The following is a 19,790-nucleotide window of genomic DNA, read 5'->3' on the forward strand; positions in this document are numbered from 1 at the left end:
GGCCGATCAACGCCGGCCGCCGAGTCCTCCGATCGCCTCGACGCAGCCGGCGACCATGTCGTGGACGATCTGGCGCGTGGGTCGGATCTCGGTCATCCGGCCCACCACCTGACCGACGAAGAAGGAGGTCAGCTCGTCGACATCCCGCCCCTCCTCGGCGGCGGCCTCGATCAGCGCCCAGGCGTCCTTGGACAGCAGCAGCTGCTGGTTCATCGGCAGGACCGGTGGCGCATCGGCGCTCTCCCAGGCGTCGTGCCAGGCCGATCTGAGCTGGCGTGCGGGCTTGCCCGTCCGCGCGGTGGAACGCACCGTGTCGCCGCTGCCGGCACGCAGCAGACGCCGCTTCACGGTCGTCGGCGTGATGTCCTCCTCGCTCGCGAGCCACACCGAACCGCACCAGGCCCCGGCGGCGCCCAGAGCGAGGCTCGCCGCCAGCTGTCGGCCGTCGGCGATCCCGCCCGCCGCCAGCACCGGCACGTCTCCGGCGAGATCGACGATCTCCGGGGTCAGCACCATCGTGGCGATCGAGCCGGTGTGGCCGCCGGCCTCGGTGCCCTGAGCGACGAGCACGTCGACCCCGAGGTCGAGCTGTCGGCGAGCATGCGTGGACGAGCCGATGAGCGCTGCCACCGGCACGTCCTCGGCGTGCGCGCGTTCGATCAGACGTGCCGGGGCGGGGCCGAGCGCATTGGCCACGAGCGCCGGGCGGTGGGCGAAGGTCACGTCGAGCAGCGCCTCGACGCCGTCCGCTGAGAGCGAGGTGGTCGTCGTCGCGCCGTGCCCGAGCTGCCCGAGCCCCGGGGACGCGATGCCGTGCTCAGCCAGCAGCTCGCGCACGAAGTCGACGTGGGTGACCGGCAACGGGCCGCTCGCCACCCCCGTCATCGGGCCGGGCGGCACGAGCAGATCGACCCCGAAGGGCGCCCCGTCACACCGCTCCGCGATCCACGTGAGGTGACGATCGAGCTCGTCGGGAACGTACGGCGTGGCCGCCAGCACTCCCAGACCGCCCGCGGCGCTCACCTCGGCCACGACCCCGGGCGAACGGCTGAATCCGGCGAGCGGGAGCTCGAGGCCGAACATCGTCGTGAACCGCGTATCGATGATCGCGCTCATCGCGGCAGTCCCAGAGCTCGGGCGATGATGCCGCGTTGGATGTCATTGGTGCCGCCGCCGATGACATACATGGGTGCCAGACGCAGTATCGCCTCGTAACGACCATCGAGGGCGGCCTCGGGCCCCAGCAGATCGAGGGCGACCCGGCCGAACTCCTCGGCGAGGTGACCGCTGAGGACCGCCGACACCGGACCGAGGATCCGGGCATCGTCGCCGTCCATCGCCCGGGTGGCCTCCACCACGAGGACGCGTGCCGCCTGGAGACGCGCGGCGACCGATCCGAGTCGGTCGAGGATGACGGGATCGCCGTTCCGGTGGGCGCGCAGGTCACGCAGCAGAGCATCGAAGTGGCCGAGAAGTGTCGCGGCGATGCCGCCCATGAGCACGCGCTCGGCCGCCAGGGCGTCCGTGATGACGCGCCAACCGCCGTTCACCTCGCCGACGCGCGCCGCATCCGGCACACGGACATCGTCGTAGAAGACCGAACAGGAGATCTCCCCGGACAACGCCCGGTGCTGCTGCACCGTGATGCCGGCGGTGTCCATCGGCACCAGGAAGATCGTGATGCCGGCATGGCGTGGATGTGCCTCCGGGTCGGTGCGCACCGCCAGCCATACGTGCGAGGCGGTGTGGGCCCGCGTGGTCCACAGCTTCTGACCGCGGATCACCCACGCATCGCCATCGCACACGGCTCGCGTGCTGAGCGAGGCGAGATCCGAACCGGCATCCGGCTCGGAGTAGCCCAGACAGAAGGCTATCCGCCCCTCCCGCAGCAGCGGCAGGAACTCCTGCTTCTGATCGGCGCTCCCGTGCCGCAGCAGCGAGTGGCCGATGAGCATCGTCGCGCTCATCGCCCGGTCGACAGGGCCACCGGCGTACTTCATCTCCTCGTTGAGGACGACCTGCTCCTCTAGGGAGGCTCCGCGGCCTCCGTGTTCGGCCGGCCAGGAGAGCGCGAAGAGACCCGCCGCCGCGGCAGCGGCGCGTACCCCCTCCGTATCGAAACCGTCATCGCCTCGGTGAGCATCGAGCAGGGCGCGCACCTCGGCACGCAGCAGTTCGGCGTCCTCGCCGAGGTCCAGTGGCGGCAGTGCGCCGTCGTCGGCGAGGAGGAACCGTTCGAGTCCGTGGGATGGGGCGACGGCGCTCTCGAGGGCCCGCAGCCGCGACACCTCGGCGTGGACGAAGCGGAACAGCCACGCGACCTCGTGCTCGTCGAAGTAGCCGATCGCACCGAGGGTGTGCTGGGCCCCGGCCAGCACACCGACCACGTGATCGCGGGCGTGCCGCGCGACGAGGGCGCAGGCGAGCGGCGCCGGGCCGTCTGTCGCGGTGCGTGCGGCCTCGTCCACGAGGGCATCGTGGGCGAGCACGTCGATCTGCCCGCTGGCAACCCGTTGCTGCACGGCTCCGAAGGCGCCGATGACCTGGCCGAACTGGCGACGTGTGGTGGCGTGTCCGACCGCGAGGCGGTGCGCTCGTCGGGAGGCGCCGCCGAGCCGTGCCGCGGCTGCCAGCCGCAGCACGGCGATGCACTCCTCGATGAGCGTCCGGCCGACCTCCAGCTCCTCACCGGCGCCGAGGGTCACGCGGTGCCATGAGGGGACCGCGAGGCCGGGAGCGGGGACCGCCCGGGCCACCGGGGCGAGCCGTGTCGTCGTCCCGGCAGCATCGAGCTCGAGCACATGGGTGGTGCCGGCGGGCACCAGCGCCTCCGCGGTGGGGTCGAGACTGACGGCGGGGCGAGCGGTGCCGAGGTCGAGGCCGGGCACCAGCCGCGCGGCGACATAGGCATCGGCGAGCGGAAGCGAGCATCCCCGCTCGCCGAGGACTCCCTCGGCGGCCGCGAGATAGTCCACCGCCCCGGCCTCACCCAGCTCGAACCATCCCTGCTGCGCGGCGATGGCATGGAGCTCGTCCAGGTCCGCCGTCGCTGCGGCGGTCGCATCGGGCCACACTCCGTCGAGTGCGCCGGCCACCGCCCGAGCGAAGTCGCGGATCTCGGCATTTCCTGATCGATCATCGTCCATGAATGACATCATGAACGATAGCCGTCTGAAACCCAAGCGGTACTCTCGCGCTGTGGAGACGACGTCACCGGGCCGGCCGCGCGATCCCGCGGTCGGCGAACGCATCACCGCGGCAGCCGTCGAGGTCTTCGCCCGCCAGGGATGGAGCGGTTTCAGCCTCGACGCCGTGGCGCGGACCGCCGGCGTCGGCAAGGCCTCGATCTACCTGCGCTGGACCGACAAGGAGGCGTTGCTCACCGACGCGATGGCGGCCGTGTTCGCCCCGATCGCGGACATCGATTCGGGCACCCTGCGCGGAGATCTGGAACAGCTCGCCCTGCTCCTGCTCACCCTCTACGCCGATGGCGTGCGTGGCACTGCCGCCCGGCGCATCGTCGTCGAGTCGGAGGTGACGGAGGCGGTGAGAGAGCGATGGGCGACCGTGCGAGCCGAGCAGATCGCCACCACACGCTCGATCGTCCGGCGCGCGGTCGAGCGCGGCGAGCTCGCGACCGACGCCCCGGTCGCGCTCGTCCTCGACAGCCTGTGCGGCGCGGCGATGCTCCACCCCGTGGCGGTATCGGCGGCACACCTGACCGAGCCTGCGCTCGCCCGGCATGCCGCGGCGATGGTCGACTTCGTCCTCGCCGGCGCCTCCGCCTATCCCCGCCGTTGAGCCCGGCAGCGTTGAGAGCAACACGCAGGTTCCTGCGCGTTGCTCTGCCACTCACTCGCCGTGGCCCTCGCCAGTGTCGAATGTCCGGGACGCCACGTGACTGCGCAGGTAGTCCCGCAGATACGGGAGCGTGAAGTCGACATAGCCGTGCTTCGTCGACATGATCATTTCCGCAGCCAGGAGCTTGAGCCGGTATTGGCTGACGTAGTTCGCATCGACCCCGAGCCGGCGCGCGATGTCAGCCATCTTGCTCGGCCCGTCATCCTGAGCCATCGCCAGAAGGAACGAGCGAGTGATCGGCGACAGAGGAGCCAGCGCTGGTTCGTGGACCAGCTGCCCAACGCGCCGGATCGCGCCCGCGACGGCCTTATCGGCATCCTCCGGCGAGATCTCATCGCTGTCTGGAGTAGCAGCCCACATGCGAAACCCGATGAGCTGCACCAGAAAGGGATAGCCTTGGGTTCCATCAGCCGCGACCGTCAAGGCCTCGTCTCCGATCGTTCGGCCGGCCATCTCAACTGGCTCGCGCAGCGCTCGCCTCACGTCGCCAGGCGACACGCTTGTCATGCCGTACCGCTCAGCCCGGCGCATGAATGTCATGACCTCATCGCTGAGGACGTCATCGACCGACCCCGGGAGACCAGCACCGACGAATGCGACCTGGCGGCCGTCCCGGAAAGCATGCTGCACTGCCTGAGTGATAGCCCGTAGATCGTCACGGGCGGCCGTGTGAACTTCATCCAGGGAGATGACGACGCCAGAGCCAATGGGGGCGAGGTGGTCGGCGAGATCCTCGAGCTGGGACCGAAAGGTGGCAGTGGCCGGATAACGCTCAGTGAACTCCCTCGAAATCCCGAGACCAGTGCCGCTCACCTTGAGCTCCGCGCTCGTCGCATGCCACTCGGTAGAACCACCAGCGTGCTTCGCCAGGAGACGTGGCAGGGTACTGCGAGCTATCTCCTCGGCGACTCCGGGGCGTGTCGTCTCGGACACCACGACCCAGTTCCGCCGTCTCGCCTGGTCCTCCAGCGCGTTGAGCATGACCGTCTTCCCGGCACCGCGCGCTCCGGTGAAGAGCATCGCCCGCGCCGGGTCGCCGGGGCTGCTGTCGAGGGCATCGCCGAAATCCTCGATCACTTCATCGCGAAAGTAGGAGTGAACGGGTTCGCCATGATCAAACCACCGTTAGAAATCATTAGATTTATTAGATATGACGATACACGTTAGAGGTCGCTAGATCTATTAGATATCCGGCTCATGGCGACGAGTCAGAGCAAGCACAGCAGCAACTCACCTTGAGGACCTCGGCTCACGAGTTCCCCGGCGACGGGTCGCACGACGAGCTCAGCCGTAGTAGGACCTTCCCGCTGATCCGGGGACCGCATCGCCACCGTCGACGACCAGCGTCGCCCCGTTGATCCGGCGCGCCCCGGAGAGGAAATAGGCCGCCTCGGCGACATCCTCGCTCGTCGTGGGCACACCGGACGACGAACGAGAGGCCAACTGTTCGTAGGCCCGCTCCACGTCACCGGGCCCACTGCCGACGAGGCCGGCCGACAGCGAGCTCACGGTGCCTCCGGGCGCTACGGCATTGACGGTGAGCCCATAGGGCGCGACCTCGACGGCCAGGGACTCCACGAGACCTTTCACCGCGTGCTTCGCGGCGGTGTACAGATGAGGTCCGAGTCCGCCGCGCACGCTCGCGACCGAGGCGGTCGCGACGAGGGCACCGCGACCCTGCGGTCGCATCCGCGCCACCCCGTGCTTGAAGGCCAGGAACACGCTGGTGAACAGCAGATCCATCGTGGCGCGGGCGTCGCTCAGCTCCGTGTCCTCCACGCGGCCCGTGACGCCGACCGCTCCGGCATTGGCGTAGACGGCGTCGACCGGGCCGAAGGCCGAGGCCGCCTCGAACAACGCCACCGTGTCGCGCTCGCTGGTGGCATCGGCAGAGACGAAGCGCACCGCGGGGCCGAGCTCGCGCGCCAACAGCTCACCCTCGTCCGCCGCGAGATCGCCCAGGACGACACACCCGCCTGCGGCCACGACCCGCCGGGTGACCGCGGCGCCGATACCGCGCGCGCCTCCGGTCACCACCGCCACCTGTGTCGGCTCAGGCATCGCCGCGTCCGATCTGCACCAGGTCCTCGGCCCGGACCGTCTTGACCCTCGGCCGTCCGTCGGGACGGCCGGCGGCGCGCTCATGCCGATCGATGCGCTTCCAGGCCGCCGCGTCGAGCCGGTCGGGGACGAGCGACTCGAGGTCTTCCTCGACCGCCAGCCCCGCAGGGATCGTTCCCTCGCGCACGTCGTGGAGCAATGCGGCGACCGTCTCCTGGGCGCACAGCTTGTTGGTGCCGATGACCCCCGAGGGACCGCGCTTGATCCAGCCCACCACATACGCGCGACCGGCCCACTCTCCCGCCGGATCGACGACCTTGCCCTCGCTATTGGGCACGACGCCGCGGTCGGCATCGAAGGGGAGCCCGGGTACCGGCTCGCCGAAGTAGCCGACCGAGCGCAGGACGAGCCCGCACTCGAGGTCCTCCAACTCCCCCGTGGGATGTGCGGCCGTGCGCCCGCCCTCCTCGACCAGCTCGTTGCGGCCGACACGCAGGCCGGTCACGTGGGAGTCACCCAGCATCTCGGCGGGCGAGCTCAGGAAGCGCAGCGTGACCGTGCGATCGCCGTCCTCGGGCTCCGTGGCCGCCGCCTCGTCGAGCACCTCGGCCTTCAACCGGGCGATGTCATCGGCGGGCTCGCGGAGCGCACCCTCGGCGCCCTCGACCCGCACGTGGACACCCCGGGTGGCCAGCAGCCCGAGCAGCTCCGGGGTGGTGAAAGCTGCCTCGGCCGGGCCACGGCGTCCGAGGACCACCACCTCGCGGATCTTCGACGAACGCAGCGCCTCGAGGGCGTGATCGGCGATATCCGAGCGCTCCAGCGTGGCGATATCCGCCGTCAGGACACGGGCGACGTCGAGGGCGACATTGCCGTTGCCGATGATGACGGCCCGCTCGCCGCTCAGGTCGAACTCGTGGTCGGCGGCATCGGGATGCCCGTTGTACCAGGCGACGAAGTCAGTGGCAGGGTGGCTCCCGGGCAGGTCCTCGCCTTCGATCCCGAGCCGCCGGTCGCGCATCGCGCCGACCGCGTACACGACGGCGTGATAGCGATCCTGGAGCTGCTCGAAGCTGATATCAGCGCCGATCTCGACGTTGAGGAACAGCCTGAATCCCGACCTCCGGAACAGCGAGCCGAACTGCTCGGCCACCACCTTGGTGTCCTGGTGGTCCGGGGCCACGCCGTACCGCACCAGGCCGAAGGGGACCGGCAGCCGCTCGAACATGTCGACGTTGACCTCCAGACCCCGCGTCTCCAGCAGCTCCTCGGCCACGTAGCACGCGGAGGGCCCCGAGCCGACGACCGCGACGCGCAGCGGTCCCTCCCAGTCACCGCTCCACTCACGCTTGCGTGGGGCATTGGCGGTCTGCGGGTAGTCGGCATTCTCCGGATCGAGGTAGTAGCGCGCGTTGATCTGCTGATAGCGCTCCATCGACTCGGGGAGCTCGTAGTCCGGGGCGATCGCCGAGACCGGGCAGACATCCATGCAGGCCCCGCACTCGATGCAGACGTCCGGGTCGATGTACAGCATCTCCGCCGTGCGGTAGTCCGGCTCGTCCGGAGTCGGGTGGATGCAATTCACCGGGCAGACCGGCACGCACGAGGCGTCGTTGCAGCAACTCCGGGTGATCACGTAGGGCATTGAAGGAGACCTTCCTCACACCAAAGACTATTTGAGGTATACGATAGTCATAGATTTCCCGAGGAGGAAGACATGGACCTGATCATCGTCGGCGTCGACGGCAGCGAGACCGCTCTCGCCGCGGCCCGGACCGCGGCCACGCTCGCCCATACGACGAGCGCACGCCTGCACGTCATCTCCGCGACCCCGCGCGACACGGTGGACTACGAGGACGGCCAGCACCACGTCCAGGTCGATGTCGCGGCCGAGGCCGAGCAGATCGCCCAGGAGGCCGCGACAGCCCTCCGCGAGATCACCCCTGACATCACGTCGAGCGCGGTCAAGGGCCGCCCGGCCGATGCGCTCGTGAGCGAGGCCGAGCGGCTGGGAGCCGACCTCATCGTCGTCGGGAATCGGCGCGTGCAGAGCGCGGTGGCACGGGTGCTCGGCAGCATCGCCACAGCGGTCGCACACCACGCACCCTGCGATGTCTACATCGCCCACACTGGCCGCTGACACCCGTGGTTGCCGTCACGCCGCGATATCCGTAGTATTCATACGCATGATTAGAGGAGGATGACCATGGCGACCACTCCCGACCGTACCGCCGTCCCCGGCGATCTCGACGTCCTCGTCGTCGGCGCCGGCTTCTCCGGCCTGTACAGCGTCTACCGCCTGCGCGAGCTCGGCTTCCGCGTGCACGGTATCGATGCCGGCGAGGACGTCGGCGGCGTCTGGTACTGGAACCGCTACCCCGGCGCGCGGTGCGATATCGAGAGCGTCGATTACTGCTACTCCTTCTCCGACGAGCTCGTCCGCGAGTGGGACTGGACCGAGCGCTATCCCGCGCAGCCGGAGATCCTGCGCTACATCAACTTCGTCGCCGACAAGTTCGAGCTGCGCGAGGACTTCACCTTCGGCACCCGGGTCGACAGCGTTACCTGGGACGAGGAGGACCGCCGCTGGCACGTCACCACCGATCGCGGTGACGACATCACCGTCTCGCACGTCATCATGGCGACCGGGCAGCTCGCGGTGCCGCAATTACCCGACATCCCCGGCATCGAGGACTTCGAGGGTCGCACCCTGCACACCGGCGCCTGGCCCCACGAGGGCGTGGATGTCACGGACGAGCGGGTCGGCGTCATCGGGACCGGCTCCTCGGGTGTGCAGGTCATCCCCCAGCTCGCCAAGCAGGCCGGGCACCTGACGGTGCTCCAGCGCACCGCGCACTTCGTGATGCCCGCGGAGAACCACCCGCTCGATCGGGAGTACGCCGAGGACCTGAAGACGCGCTTCGAGGAGTATCGCGAGATCGCCCGCCACCATCCCGGTGGCACGCACCGCAAGTTCGGCACCTCCTCCGCGCTCGAGGTGTCCGACGAGGAGCTGCGGGCGTCCTTCGACGCCTACTGGGACCGGGGCGGACCCGATGTCCTGGCCGCGTACACCGACCTGCGCACCGACGAGCGAGCCGCCGAACGGGTCGGCGAGCTGGTGCGCGAGAAGATCCGCGGCATCGTCCACGACCCGGCCACCGCCGAACGGCTCTGCCCGCGCGGCTATCCCTTCGGCTCCAAACGCCTGGTCCTCGAGATCGACTACTACACGACCTACAACCGCGACAATGTCGACCTCGTCGACGTCGGCGCCGATCCGATCGAGCGGATCGCGCCGAACGGAGTCGTGCTGCGCAGCGGCACCGAGATCGAGCTCGACACCCTCGTCTTCGCCACCGGCTTCGACGCGCTGACCGGGGCGCTGTTCTCCGCCAATATCACCGGGGTCGGCGGCCTCACCCTGCCCGACGCATGGAAGGACGGTCCGCGAACCTATCTCGGCGTCGCCACGCACGGGTTCCCGAACCTCTACTTCGTCGCGGGCGCGGGCAGTCCATCGGTCATCAGCAACGTGCTCATCTCCATCGAGCAGCACGTCGAGTGGATCACCGATCACATCGCCTGGCTCCGCGACCACGATCTCGACCGGTCCGAGGCGACCGAGGAGGCACAGGACGAGTGGACCCACCACGTCTACGAGACCGCCGCGCCGACCCTGTTCATGAAGGGCAATAGCTGGTATCTCGGTGCCAATGTCCCCGGAAAGCCGCGGGTCTTCTCGCTGTACCTCGGCGGAGTCGGACGCTATCGCGAGGTGTGCGATGAAGTCGCCGCCCGCGACTACGCCGGCTTCGCGACCACCTGACAAGGAGCTCCCATGTCCGCCCCTACTTCCGCCGCACCCCTCGCCGGTGTGCGCGTCGTCGAACTCGGATCGATGTACGCCGCCCCCACTACCGGGCGCATGCTGCGCGACTTCGGTGCCGAGGTCATCAAGGTCGAGGACCCGCGCCAGGGCGACTTTGCCCGCCAGTGGCAGCCCGCGCACGAGGGGATGGCGATCGGCTTCGCCCGGCTGAACTCCGGCAAGCGGTCGATCGGCATCGACCTGCGCGAGGAGGCCGGCCGCGACATCGTTCGGGACCTGGTCCGCGAGGCCGATGTGCTCATCGAGAACTTCCGACCGGGACGGCTCGAGGAGTGGGGCATGTCCTACGCCGAGCTGAGCGCCGACCACCCGGGACTCGTGATGACGCGGGTCAGCGGCTTCGGGCAGACCGGCCCCTACCGTCAGCGGCCCGGTTTCGGAACGGTGGCCGAGACGGCGAGCGGCTTCGCCTTCCTCAACGGATGGCCCGAGACTCCGCCCACGGCACCACCCTTCGGGTTCGCCGACTCGATCGCGGGCATCTCGGCGGCCTTCGGCACGGCGATGGCGCTGTTCCGCCGGGAGATGTCCGGGGGCATCGGCTCGGAGGTCGACGTCGCCCTGTACGAGCCGCTCATGTTCATCCTCGGCGATGCGGTGCTCAACTACACCGCCAGCGGAACGATCATGGAGCGCCACGGCAATGCCTCGGGCGCCGCGTCACCGCGCGGCATCTATCAGGCCGCCGACGACGGCTGGCTCTCCATCGCCGCCTCGAACCAGGCGATCGCCATGCGGCTGTTCGAGGCGATGGGCCGGCCGGAGCTGCAGACCGACGAGCGCTACGCCACCAATACGGCCCGCATGGCCAACAACACCTCATTGCAGACGATCGTCAGCGAATGGGTGCGCTCGCGCGATCGCGACGAGGTGCTGAAGATCCTCGACGATCACGAGGTCGTCGCGGCGGCGGTCAACGACTCGAGGGACATCAGCGAGGACCCGCACTTCCTCGAACGCACACTGCAGCACCTCAGCGACACCGTTCTCGGTCCGGCGCTCGTGCCCGGCCCTGTGCTGCATGTCGCCGGATACGAGGGACCGCAGTACGACGGCGTGCCGGCCGTCGGCGAGCACACGGCCGACATCCTGCGGTCGCTCGGCTACGACGACGACCGCTTGCACGACCTCACCGAGCGCCATGTCATCTCGGCATGAGGCGCTCGACCCCGATCTCGCGGCCCTCCGCGATCAGGTCCGGGCCTCCGGCGCCGCGCCGCTGGTCGCGCTGACCCCCGACGAAGCGCGCGAGCGGGTCAGCGGGGGTGACGTGGCGTGCGACGGCGGCCCGGTCGTGCGCGAGGTCGAGGACCTGACGATCGGCGACGCTCCAGGGGTGCGGATCCGGTCCTATGACAACGGCGCGTCGCACTCGATCCTGGTGTACGCCCACGGGGGCGGCTGGGTCACCGGGGATCTGCAGTACGCCGACGAGCTCTGCCGGCATCTCGCCGCGACGGCGTCGCTGCGGGTGGTGAGCGTCGACTACCGACTGGCGCCGGAGCATCCTTTCCCTGCTGCTGTCGACGACATCGATGCGGCGGTCGAGTGGACGATGGCGCTGGCCAATGGCGATCCGGTCTTCGTGGGCGGCGACAGCGCCGGCGGCAATCTCGCCGCGACGGCGGCGCAGCGACATCCGGGCATCACGGGGCTCGTCGCGATCTATCCGGTCGTCGACCACGATCCCACGCGCCCGTCCTATCGCCATCACGCGCAGGGCTTCCCGATCGGCGCCTCTGACATGGCCTGGTTCTTCGATCACTACGCACCGCCGGAGGCCCGGACCGACCCCCGGATCAGTCCGCTGCGGGCCATCCGCGACGACCACCCGTCGACCTATCTGCTCACCGCTGGACACGACCCGCTGTGCGACGAGGGCTTCGCCTACGCCGAGGGGCTCACCGAACGTGGCGTCCTCGTGGAGCACCGGCACGAGCCCACCCTGTGTCATGGGTTCCTCCGCTCCTCGCGGATCTCGTCGGGTGTGCGCGCCGCCCGGGACCGGCTGGTCGCGGACATCGCGAGGTTCGTCGCCCTCGACCGGTCACCGTCGGCGGCCGATCCGCGGTCCCGTGCATGATTCCGTGTTCCTTGAGCGACGAATAGTTCGCCTCCAGAGCGGATTGATGCATATGATTCGATGAGCGACCAGCCGTCGGCAGTTCGATATCAGGGTCCAACGGAGGAAGAACACTAGTGTCTGTGGCCAACTCACGACCGCCCAAGACGGCGATGCTGCTCGCGCAGCAGATCGTGGCGGATATCAATCGGCGCGGCAACCGCGTCGGCGACCGCCTGCCTCCGGAGCGTCTGATGCTTGAGGAGTACAACGTCGGACGCGGCACACTCCGCGAGTCCCTACGTTTCCTGGAGCTCCAGGGAGTCATCCGCCTGCGTCCCGGCCCCGGCGGCGGACCGGTCGTCCAGCAGCCCGACTCCACGGCCCTGGCCACGTCCCTGACCCTGCTGCTGCAGTTCGAGAACGCGCCGTTCCGCACCATCGCCGAGTCGCGAGTGGGCCTGGAGCCGATCATGGCGCGACTGGCAGCCGAGCGCATGAGCGAGGAACAGCTGGCCGATCTCAAGGCGAGTGTCGACACCATGAAGCTCCATCTCGGAGACCAGCGGGTGTTCCTGGAGGAGAACAAGCGTTTCCACGATGTGATCGCCCACGGCTCGGGCAATGCGATGTTCGGCTATCTCGTCGATGCCCTGCTCGACATCCTGGACGGATCGGCGATCGGCATCGACTATCCGGAGGTACGGCGCGAGGCCGTGCAGGAGGCGCACGCGCAGATCTACGAGGCGATCGCCGCGCGCGACCCACTGGCCGCCACCGAGGCCATGTCCGATCACATCGACCAGTACATGCGCTATGCCGAGCGCAAGTTCCCCGATGTCCTCGACGAGCCCATCACCTGGGCCCACTGACCCGAGCCACCCCGCTCCAGCAGCTCCGCGTCCACCGAGCTTGTGCCGTAACGCAATCACCTCAACCTGGTGTGGTCTCGATACGTTCAGTCGCTGGCGCTCCCTCGCACTCGACCACCGAGGGCCGGGAGCCGCAACTCGGTGACCGAGTGCGACGGCGAGCTCTGCGAGCACGTCGCGATGGAGCCGTGGCACAAGGGAGATGGCCTCCGCGTAGCGCGATCACCTCAACCCACGTGGTCTCGATACGCTCCGGCCGCTGAGCGACCGCCGCACTCGACCGGGGACGTGACTCAGGGGCGCCAGGGGGACGGGATGTCGAGCATGCGGGCCATCGTGCCGCCGAGCACGAGCTTGACCTCGTCATCGCTCAGACCCAGCGCCTCGATGGCTGCGATCTCCTCCACGGGACTCGTCATCGGCCAGTCCGAGCCGAAGACGATGCGCTCGGCGCCGTGTCGCTGGATCAGCTGGCGGACGCGCTCGGGACGCAGCGTCGCCAGGCTCGGTGGCCACGAGGTCTCCAGGACGACATCGACCCCCTCGAGGATCTCGCGAGCATCGTCGAACAGCTTGTAGCCGCCGAAGTGGCACGCCATCAGCCGCAGGTCGGGGAACTGCCGGGCGATGTCGCGGATCATGCCGGGATTCGAGAGCGCGTTGGCCTCGGCTGACCCGCCCTCGCCCACATGCGTGATGACGGCGATGTCGCTGCCGAAGGCCTCGAAGATCGACCACAGCCGCGGATCGTTCAGTGCATAGCGCTGAAACAACGGGTGGATCTTGACCGCAGTGATGCCGTGCCGGCGCAGGCTCGCCAGGTTGTCCTCGACCGACAGGTCGACGTGCACCGTGCCGAAGCCGAAGCGCTCCGGTGAGCGCAGCGCGGCCACGAACTCGTTGACCCGGTCGACGTGCCGGGCCTCGTTCGCGATGCCGAGACAGCACGAGGCGTCGACCCCGCTGCCGGACATGTCCTGCATGAGGCCGTCGACGGTCCCGTCACCGCGGGCCACCAGGCCCGGCAGACGGTTGCCGCTGAGAGCGGCGTGGGCGATCTTGTCGGGCCAGACATGGGTATGGGCGTCGATGATCATCGGATCACAGCTTTCCTGACTCTCCGCCGTCGACGACGAAGACGCCACCGGTGGTGAACGGGGAGGCCGGCGAGACCAGCAGGGCCGCGAGCGGCACGAGCTCGCCCGGATCGGCCATCCGGCCGGCGGGGATCTTGGCGACTCGGCGGGCATGCAGGTCGGCCGACTCGGTGACGGCCTTCTGGGCCTCCGTGACGAAGGCACCCGGCGCTATGCAGTTGACCTGGACGTTGTGCCGAGCCCACTCGGCCGCCAGCGCCTCGGTCATCCGGACGACCGCACCCTTGGACGTCGAGTAGCCGACGAGGTGGGGCTTGCCCCGCACACCGGTGGTCGAAGCGATGTTGACGATACGTCCACCGCCCTGCTCGATCATGTGACGGCCGGCCGCCTGAGCGAGCAGCATCGGCGCCACGACGTTGACGGCGAGGGCGTCCCTCCAGATCTGCGGGTCCTGGTCGACGAACTTGCCGGCCGGGGCGATGCCGGCATTGTTGATGAGACCGTCGATCCGTCCGTGCCGGGCGATGACCTCGGGCACGACCGCGGCGACCGAGGTCTCGTCGCTCATATCGGCCTCGATCGTGCTGATCCGGCCGTGTCCCTGAGCGGCGACCTCCTCCAGGCTGCCCACGGAGCGCGCCGCGGCGACGACGTGGGCCCCCTCTTCCGCTAGCGCGATCGCCATGGCCGCGCCGAGCCCTCGGCTCGCGCCGGTCACCAGGACGACAGTGTCGCGCAGTCCGAACTCCATCTCAGCGTCCTTTCTTGACGAGGCGCCGCGCGAGCGAGTCCAGCAAGACCTCGGTGGCACCCTCGTAGACCCGGAGGGGCCGAGCATTGCGATAGAGGCGTTCGATCGCGCTGCCGCGCACCAGGCCGAAGCGTCCCATGGTCTGCACGGACCGGTCGACGACGCGGCCGGCGGTCTCCGTCGCGCTGACCTTGGCCATGGACGAGAAGTCCAGGTGACCCAGCGGATCCTCGGTCGCGAGCGCTGCGGCCCGGTAGACGAAGGAGCGAGCCGCCTCGGTCTCGGTCCAGGAGAGCGCGAGGGACTGGGACACCGCACCGAGCTCGGCCAACGGGCGCCCGAACTGAGAGCGTTCCTGAGCGTGCCGCACCGCCTCGTCGAGGGCCGCCTGAGCCAGGCCGACGCCCGAGGCGGCGACGGTGACCCGGAAGACCGCGAGCGTCTGCAGCATGAGCGAGAACGCCTTCCCCGGCACACCGAGACGATGGGTCGAGGGCACCCGCACCTGATGGAAGGCGAGTTCACCGAGGATGTGCGGGGCGATGAGATCCGCGCCCGGCTCGATCGTCAGCCCGTCGCTGTCGGCCGGCACCAGCACCATCGAGTAGCCGTCGCCTTCGCGGGCGAGGACACAGTAGAAGTCGGCGGCCCCGCCATTGGTGATGAAGGACTTGCGGCCGTCGATGACGACCTCGTCGCCGTCGGCGGTGAGCGTTGTGGTGACGGCGCGCAGATCCGATCCGACATCGGGCTCGGTGAGCGCCAGGCCGGCGATGGCGTCCATGGTGGCCACCCGGGGCAGCCACTGCTCCTTGAGCTCCTCCAAACCGCCGACCGACAGCGAGTAGCTGCCGACCCCCTGCATCCCGAACATCGAGTCCAGGTGCGCCGAGGAGTACATCAGCGCCTCGCGCACCACGGCGATCGCCAGCGGGTCGAGCCGTTCGCTCGCGCCACCGTAGGCCGCGGGCACCACATGTCGCGCCAGTCCGCTCTCGCGCAGCTCGGCGAGCACGCCCGGATGCACCTGCGTGTACTCGTCGGCCTCGGCGGCGTACGGGGCGACCGCCTCGGCGACGGCACGCGCGCGCGCCTGGATGTCTCGATGCTCTTGTGTCAGGTCGAACATGGCTCTCTTCCTCAGGCTCGCTGATCGAACTTACGGCCCAGCAGCTCCGAGACGATGCGGATCCGCTGCATCGCCGGCGTGCCGCCCGCGATCGCCCAGCCGTGAGCGTCGCGGTGCAGCCGTTCGATGCCGTACTCCTCGGTGTAACCGTTGCCCCCATGCAACTGCATGGCGATATCGGTGACGCGCTTGGCCATCTCATTGGCCGTGCACTTGGCCAGCGAGACCTCATAGGAGTTCGGGAGCCCGACCCCTGCCGAGGCGGCGGCGCGATCCCGTAGGAGGCGTGCCGCCTCGACCTGCAGCGCCATGTCCGCCAAGAGCACCTGCACACTCTGGAACTCCACGAGCGGCTTGCCGAACTGCTCGCGCTCCTGGACGTACTGCACCGTCTTGTCGAGGGCGGCCTGTCCGATCGCGATGCTCATGGTGGTGTTGCCGAGGCGTTCGACCGAGAAGACCCCGAAGAGTTTGGAGAAGTCGCCAGCGGGGACCACGATGTTCTCCACGGGAACCCGGACATTGTCGAAGTAGATGTCGGCCGACGGGATCCCGCGGAAGCCCATGAGGCGCTCGCCCGCGCCGAAGCTCAGTCCCGGGGTGCCCTTCTCGACCAGGACCGCACCGATGCCCTTCGAGCCCGGCGCATCCGAGAGGCGGCAGTAGACGAGATACTGATCGGCCTCGCCGCCGTTGGAGATCCAGCGCTTCGCACCGTTGATGATCAGATGATCACCCTCGGGCTTGGCGGCCGTGACCATGTCGGTGGCCGCCGAGCCGGCGTCCGGTTCGGAGATCGCGACCGCCATGGTCTTGGCGCCGCTGACGATATCGGGGAGCCAGCGTCGCTTCTGCTCCTCGGTGCCCAGATGTGAGATGACCTGCGCCGGGCCGGTGTTGGCCTCGAAGACCTGGAAGGCCGCCGGACGGCACACCTTGCCGAACTCCTCGACGACGGCGAGCGCCTGTTCCAGCGGCGCCCCCGATCCGCCGTACGCCTCGGGATGCGCGATACCGAGAAATCCCAGCGCTCCCAGTTCCATGCGCTGCTCGCGTGTGATCGCCTTGCGCTGCACGTCCAGCTCTTCCGCGATCGGCGCGTACCGCTCGCGTGCCACCTGCGCCGCGAGCGACCGGATCTCTGCCAGATCATCGTGAGCCACGACGACCACCTCCTCTAGTGGTAATGATTATCCTGATTTAGCCGACCCGGGTCAACCGGCACCGGACGGCGTGACACACAGATGACTATCATGATAATAGTTAGCTATGTCACTCCAGCCCCGCGACATCGTGATCGTCGACGCCGTCCGCACCGCGAGCGGCAAGGGCCGTAACGGAGGTGGTCTCGCCGAGCTGCACCCGGTCGACCTCCTGGCACAGACCTTCATCAAGCTCGCCGAGCGCACGCCCGAGCTCGATCCAGGCGAGGTCGACGATGTGCTCATCGGCTGCGTGTCGCAGGTCGGTGAGCAGTCCGCGACACCCGGCCGGATGGCCTGGCTCGGCGCCGGCTTCCCCGCACACGTGCCCGCCACGACGATCGACCGCAAGTGTGGATCGAGCCAGCAGGCCGTGCACTTCGCCGCCCAGGGCATCGCCGCCGGGTCCTACGACATCGCCATCGCCGGCGGCGTCGAGTCGATGAGCCGCGTGGTCATGGGGTCGGCGCGTATGGGTGCCGACCCGTACGGCGCGATGGTCGCCGAGCGCTACGCACCCGGCCTGGTCTCCCAGGGGGTGGCCGCCGATCTCGTGGCCGCGCGGTGGAAGCTCGAGCGCGAGGACCTCGACGGTTATGCGGTCGAGTCCCACCGCCGCGCCGGAATCGCACTCGAGAGCGGCTCCTTCGCCCGCGAGACGATCGCGATCGACACCCCGTCCGGCGTATTCGACCGAGACGAGACCGTCCGTGCCGGGAGCACTGTCGAGAAGCTCTCCACCCTGCGCAGCGTCTTCGGCACCGAAGCGCTCGCGGAGCGCTTTCCCGAGGTCGGCTGGCACACCACCGCAGGCAACTCCTCGCAGATCACCGACGGCGCCAGCGCCCTGCTGATGATGAGCGCGGAGCGCGCCGCGAGCCTGGGGCTGACGCCGAGGGCGCGCGTCCACACGATGTCGGTCGTCGGCGATGATCCGCTGCTGATGCTCACCGCCCCTATCCCGGCGACCCACCGCGTGCTCGCCCGTTCGGGACTTCCGCTCGAGGCGATCGACCACATCGAGATCAACGAGGCATTCGCCTCGGTGCCCCTCGCCTGGATGGCCGAGTTCGGCGATGCCGACCCCGCCCGGGTCAACCCGCGCGGCGGTGCCATCGCCCTCGGTCATCCGCTCGGGGCCTCCGGAGCGCGACTGATGACCACCATGCTGCACGCGCTGGAGGATGACGGCGGTCGCTACGGGCTACAGCTCATGTGCGAGGCCGGCGGCATGGCCAATGCCACCATCATCGAGCGCCTCTAGGCGCCCGAACCCATCACGCAAGGAGAAGGGACGCCCATGGACATCGCCCACTGTTCGGCGGTCGTGACGGGAGGAGCATCCGGTCTCGGTGAAGCCACCGCCCGCGCTCTGGCCGCACGCGGCGCACACGTCGTCATCGTCGACCTGAACGAGGATCTCGGACGTGTCGTCGCCGAGGAGATCGGGGGGACATTCGCGCTCGCCGATGTCACCGATACCACCGCCGTCGAGGCCGCGCTCGATGCGGCCGAGGCTGCGGCCCCGCTGCGGGCCGTCGTGCACTGTGCGGGCAAGGGCGGCACGGTCCGCGTGGTCGAACGCGACGGGCAGCCTGGCTCGCTGGAGACCTACGAGCAGCTCGTACGACTCAACCTCGTCGGCAGCTTCAACGTGCTGCGACTGGCCGCCGCTCGCATGGCCTCCCTGGATCTCGTGGACGACGAACGCGGGGTCATCGTGCTCACCGCATCGGTGGCCGCGTACGAGGGGCAGATCGGGCAGATCCCCTATGCCTCGGCGAAGGCCGGCGTGGTGGGCATGACGCTCGTCGCCGCCCGCGACCTGGCCAGCAAGGCGATCCGCGTCGCGACGATCGCTCCCGGCACCTTCGACACCCCGATCCTGGCCCGCTTCGGTCAGGACGTGCGCGACAAGCTCGCGGCGCAGACCCCGCACCCACGCCGTCTCGGCCGTCCCGAGGAGTACGCCAGCACCGCGCTGCACATCATCGACAACGCCATGATCAACGGCGAGACGATTCGCCTCGACGGCGCGATCAGGATGGCCCCGAAATGACCGAGACCCCCATGAACGACCGCGAGCTCCTCGTCGAGGAGCGGGGACGCGTGCTGGTGCTGACGATGCACCGTCCCGAGTCTCGCAATGCGATGTCGATGACGATGGCTCACCAGATCGCCGAGGCGCTCGAGGACTTCGACCGGCGCGACGATCTGAGCGTCGCCGTCATCACCGGCGGTGGCGGCACGTTCTGCGCGGGTATGGATCTGAAGGGTTTCGCCCGCGGCGAGCGGCCGGTGGTGGAGGGCCGCGGTTTCGCGGGCATCGTCAAGAGCCCGCCGCGCAAGCCGATCATCGCCGCCGTCGAGGGCTACGCGCTCGCGGGCGGATTCGAGATCGTGCTCTCGTGCGACCTCATCGTCGCCTCTAGCGAGGCCACCTTCGGGCTCCCCGAGGTCAAACGCGGGCTGACCGCCGCGGCGGGCGGACTGCTACGCCTCCAGCACCGCGTCCCCTATCACCTCGCGATGGAGCTGGTGCTGACCGGGCGGATGTGGCCGGCACCGGAGGCACACACGGCCGGACTCGTGAGCCGCCTCGCCGGCCCCGGAGAGGCGCTGGCCACGGCGCTCGAGCTCGCCGAACAGATCGCCCCGAACGCGCCGCTGGCGCTCGCCGCCTCCAAGCGCGTCCTCGTGGAGTCCGTGGACTGGCCGTTGCCGGAGAAGTTCGATCGCCAGGAGGCGATCGTCAACCCGATCCGCGAATCCGATGATGCGAGGGAGGGGGCTCGCGCCTTCGTGGAGAAGCGCGACCCCCAGTGGACCGGCCGCTGACCCGCACCCTCGCTGCGAACGC

Annotated in this window: 17 protein-coding genes and 1 pseudogene; 9 read left to right on the plus strand and 9 right to left on the minus strand. The window is 69.1% G+C overall.

Annotated features, from left to right (window positions below; all coding sequences use genetic code 11):
* Nucleotides 1-6: 6 nt before the first annotated feature.
* Together FNM00_RS07095 and FNM00_RS07100 are read right to left on the minus strand one after the other, a co-directional pair.
* Nucleotides 7-1,116 carry an NAD(P)H-dependent flavin oxidoreductase gene (locus FNM00_RS07095; protein WP_185973035.1) on the minus strand — a complete coding sequence of 370 codons (1,110 nt, stop codon included), beginning with the start codon at nucleotides 1,114-1,116 and terminating at the stop codon, nucleotides 7-9.
* Complete coding sequence (locus FNM00_RS07100; protein WP_143912747.1) at nucleotides 1,113-3,146, minus strand: acyl-CoA dehydrogenase family protein; 2,034 nt, start codon at nucleotides 3,144-3,146, stop codon at nucleotides 1,113-1,115. The genes FNM00_RS07095 and FNM00_RS07100 overlap by 4 nt, the downstream gene beginning before the upstream one ends.
* A 52-nt stretch (nucleotides 3,147-3,198) precedes the next feature.
* On the opposite strand from FNM00_RS07100, the gene FNM00_RS07105 reads away from it, so the two are divergent.
* Nucleotides 3,199-3,801, plus strand: a complete 603-nt coding sequence (locus FNM00_RS07105; RefSeq protein WP_221933627.1) for a TetR/AcrR family transcriptional regulator — start codon at nucleotides 3,199-3,201, stop codon at nucleotides 3,799-3,801.
* A gap of 51 nt (nucleotides 3,802-3,852) precedes the next feature.
* On the opposite strand, the pseudogene FNM00_RS07110 reads toward FNM00_RS07105, so the two are convergent.
* From FNM00_RS07110 to FNM00_RS07120, 3 genes and pseudogenes are all read right to left on the minus strand, one after another.
* Nucleotides 3,853-4,941 (minus strand): annotated as a pseudogene (locus tag FNM00_RS07110) (ATP-binding protein); the annotation flags it as partial.
* Nucleotides 4,942-5,145: 204 nt separating this feature from the next.
* Complete coding sequence (locus FNM00_RS07115; protein ID WP_185973036.1) at nucleotides 5,146-5,922, minus strand: SDR family NAD(P)-dependent oxidoreductase; 777 nt, start codon at nucleotides 5,920-5,922, stop codon at nucleotides 5,146-5,148.
* Nucleotides 5,915-7,567 carry a 4Fe-4S binding protein gene (locus tag FNM00_RS07120; protein ID WP_143912751.1) on the minus strand — a complete coding sequence of 551 codons (1,653 nt, stop codon included), beginning with the start codon at nucleotides 7,565-7,567 and terminating at the stop codon, nucleotides 5,915-5,917. The genes FNM00_RS07115 and FNM00_RS07120 overlap by 8 nt, the downstream gene beginning before the upstream one ends.
* 72 nt (nucleotides 7,568-7,639) lie before the next feature.
* Here FNM00_RS07120 and FNM00_RS07125 point away from each other — a divergent pair, with 72 nt between their 5' ends.
* The 5 genes from FNM00_RS07125 (at nucleotide 7,640) to FNM00_RS07145 (ending at nucleotide 12,748) form a co-directional block, all read left to right on the plus strand.
* Entirely contained in the window at nucleotides 7,640-8,062 is a 423-nt protein-coding gene (locus FNM00_RS07125; protein WP_143912752.1) for a universal stress protein, read from the plus strand.
* A gap of 66 nt (nucleotides 8,063-8,128) precedes the next feature.
* A complete protein-coding gene (locus tag FNM00_RS07130; RefSeq protein WP_143912753.1) occupies nucleotides 8,129-9,751 on the plus strand; it encodes a flavin-containing monooxygenase in 1,623 nt (540 codons plus the stop codon).
* Nucleotides 9,752-9,763: 12 nt separating this feature from the next.
* Nucleotides 9,764-10,972 carry a CaiB/BaiF CoA transferase family protein gene (locus FNM00_RS07135; protein ID WP_143912754.1) on the plus strand — a complete coding sequence of 403 codons (1,209 nt, stop codon included), beginning with the start codon at nucleotides 9,764-9,766 and terminating at the stop codon, nucleotides 10,970-10,972.
* Nucleotides 10,956-11,897, plus strand: coding sequence for an alpha/beta hydrolase (locus tag FNM00_RS07140; RefSeq protein WP_143912755.1), 942 nt, complete (start codon nucleotides 10,956-10,958; stop codon nucleotides 11,895-11,897). Before FNM00_RS07135 ends, FNM00_RS07140 begins: the two co-directional genes overlap by 17 nt.
* Nucleotides 11,898-12,019: 122 nt before the next feature.
* On the plus strand, nucleotides 12,020-12,748 hold the full coding sequence (locus FNM00_RS07145) for a FadR/GntR family transcriptional regulator (RefSeq protein WP_221933628.1): 729 nt from the start codon (nucleotides 12,020-12,022) through the stop codon (nucleotides 12,746-12,748).
* Between the two features lie 293 nt (nucleotides 12,749-13,041).
* On the opposite strand, the gene FNM00_RS07150 is transcribed toward FNM00_RS07145, so the two are convergent.
* The 4 genes from FNM00_RS07150 to FNM00_RS07165 are packed head-to-tail and all read right to left on the minus strand — an operon-like array spanning nucleotide 13,042 to nucleotide 16,891.
* Nucleotides 13,042-13,845 (minus strand): amidohydrolase family protein, encoded by an 804-nt coding sequence (locus tag FNM00_RS07150; RefSeq protein ID WP_143912757.1) that lies wholly within the window; start codon nucleotides 13,843-13,845, stop codon nucleotides 13,042-13,044.
* Nucleotides 13,846-13,849: 4 nt separating this feature from the next.
* Nucleotides 13,850-14,599: an SDR family NAD(P)-dependent oxidoreductase gene (locus FNM00_RS07155; RefSeq protein WP_143912758.1), complete on the minus strand. Its 750-nt coding sequence runs from the start codon at nucleotides 14,597-14,599 to the stop codon at nucleotides 13,850-13,852.
* Between the two features lies 1 nt (nucleotide 14,600).
* Nucleotides 14,601-15,728 carry an acyl-CoA dehydrogenase family protein gene (locus FNM00_RS07160; RefSeq protein ID WP_143912759.1) on the minus strand — a complete coding sequence of 376 codons (1,128 nt, stop codon included), beginning with the start codon at nucleotides 15,726-15,728 and terminating at the stop codon, nucleotides 14,601-14,603.
* Between the two features lie 11 nt (nucleotides 15,729-15,739).
* On the minus strand, nucleotides 15,740-16,891 hold the full coding sequence (locus FNM00_RS07165) for an acyl-CoA dehydrogenase family protein (protein ID WP_221933629.1): 1,152 nt from the start codon (nucleotides 16,889-16,891) through the stop codon (nucleotides 15,740-15,742).
* A gap of 106 nt (nucleotides 16,892-16,997) precedes the next feature.
* Between FNM00_RS07165 and FNM00_RS07170 the strand changes: the two genes are divergently transcribed.
* The 3 genes from FNM00_RS07170 to FNM00_RS07180 are packed head-to-tail and all read left to right on the plus strand — an operon-like array spanning nucleotide 16,998 to nucleotide 19,768.
* Nucleotides 16,998-18,194, plus strand: a complete 1,197-nt coding sequence (locus FNM00_RS07170) for a thiolase family protein (RefSeq protein WP_143912761.1) — start codon at nucleotides 16,998-17,000, stop codon at nucleotides 18,192-18,194.
* 36 nt (nucleotides 18,195-18,230) lie between these two features.
* Nucleotides 18,231-18,989, plus strand: coding sequence for an SDR family NAD(P)-dependent oxidoreductase (locus tag FNM00_RS07175; RefSeq protein ID WP_143912762.1), 759 nt, complete (start codon nucleotides 18,231-18,233; stop codon nucleotides 18,987-18,989).
* Nucleotides 18,986-19,768 (plus strand): crotonase/enoyl-CoA hydratase family protein, encoded by a 783-nt coding sequence (locus FNM00_RS07180; protein WP_143912763.1) that lies wholly within the window; start codon nucleotides 18,986-18,988, stop codon nucleotides 19,766-19,768. The genes FNM00_RS07175 and FNM00_RS07180 overlap by 4 nt, the downstream gene beginning before the upstream one ends.
* Nucleotides 19,769-19,790: the final 22 nt, after the last annotated feature.

It is taken from the genome of Aeromicrobium piscarium, assembly GCF_007421815.1.
In the GTDB taxonomy this organism is placed as follows: domain Bacteria; phylum Actinomycetota; class Actinomycetes; order Propionibacteriales; family Nocardioidaceae; genus Aeromicrobium; species Aeromicrobium piscarium.

Excerpts from the sequence above, each read along its gene's own strand:
- FNM00_RS07095 (WP_185973035.1), bottom strand. The coding sequence starts at position 1,116 with ATGAGCGCGATCATCGATACGCGGTTCACGACGATGTTCGGCCTCGAG.
- FNM00_RS07100 (WP_143912747.1), bottom strand. The coding sequence starts at position 3,146 with ATGGACGATGATCGATCAGGAAATGCCGAGATCCGCGACTTCGCTCGG.
- FNM00_RS07115 (WP_185973036.1), bottom strand. The coding sequence starts at position 5,922 with ATGCCTGAGCCGACACAGGTGGCGGTGGTGACCGGAGGCGCGCGCGGT.
- FNM00_RS07120 (WP_143912751.1), bottom strand. The coding sequence starts at position 7,567 with ATGCCCTACGTGATCACCCGGAGTTGCTGCAACGACGCCTCGTGCGTG.
- FNM00_RS07125 (WP_143912752.1), top strand. The coding sequence starts at position 7,640 with ATGGACCTGATCATCGTCGGCGTCGACGGCAGCGAGACCGCTCTCGCC.
- FNM00_RS07130 (WP_143912753.1), top strand. The coding sequence starts at position 8,129 with ATGGCGACCACTCCCGACCGTACCGCCGTCCCCGGCGATCTCGACGTC.
- FNM00_RS07135 (WP_143912754.1), top strand. The coding sequence starts at position 9,764 with ATGTCCGCCCCTACTTCCGCCGCACCCCTCGCCGGTGTGCGCGTCGTC.
- FNM00_RS07140 (WP_143912755.1), top strand. The coding sequence starts at position 10,956 with ATGTCATCTCGGCATGAGGCGCTCGACCCCGATCTCGCGGCCCTCCGC.
- FNM00_RS07150 (WP_143912757.1), bottom strand. The coding sequence starts at position 13,845 with ATGATCATCGACGCCCATACCCATGTCTGGCCCGACAAGATCGCCCAC.
- FNM00_RS07155 (WP_143912758.1), bottom strand. The coding sequence starts at position 14,599 with ATGGAGTTCGGACTGCGCGACACTGTCGTCCTGGTGACCGGCGCGAGC.
- FNM00_RS07160 (WP_143912759.1), bottom strand. The coding sequence starts at position 15,728 with ATGTTCGACCTGACACAAGAGCATCGAGACATCCAGGCGCGCGCGCGT.
- FNM00_RS07170 (WP_143912761.1), top strand. The coding sequence starts at position 16,998 with ATGTCACTCCAGCCCCGCGACATCGTGATCGTCGACGCCGTCCGCACC.
- FNM00_RS07175 (WP_143912762.1), top strand. The coding sequence starts at position 18,231 with ATGGACATCGCCCACTGTTCGGCGGTCGTGACGGGAGGAGCATCCGGT.
- FNM00_RS07180 (WP_143912763.1), top strand. The coding sequence starts at position 18,986 with ATGACCGAGACCCCCATGAACGACCGCGAGCTCCTCGTCGAGGAGCGG.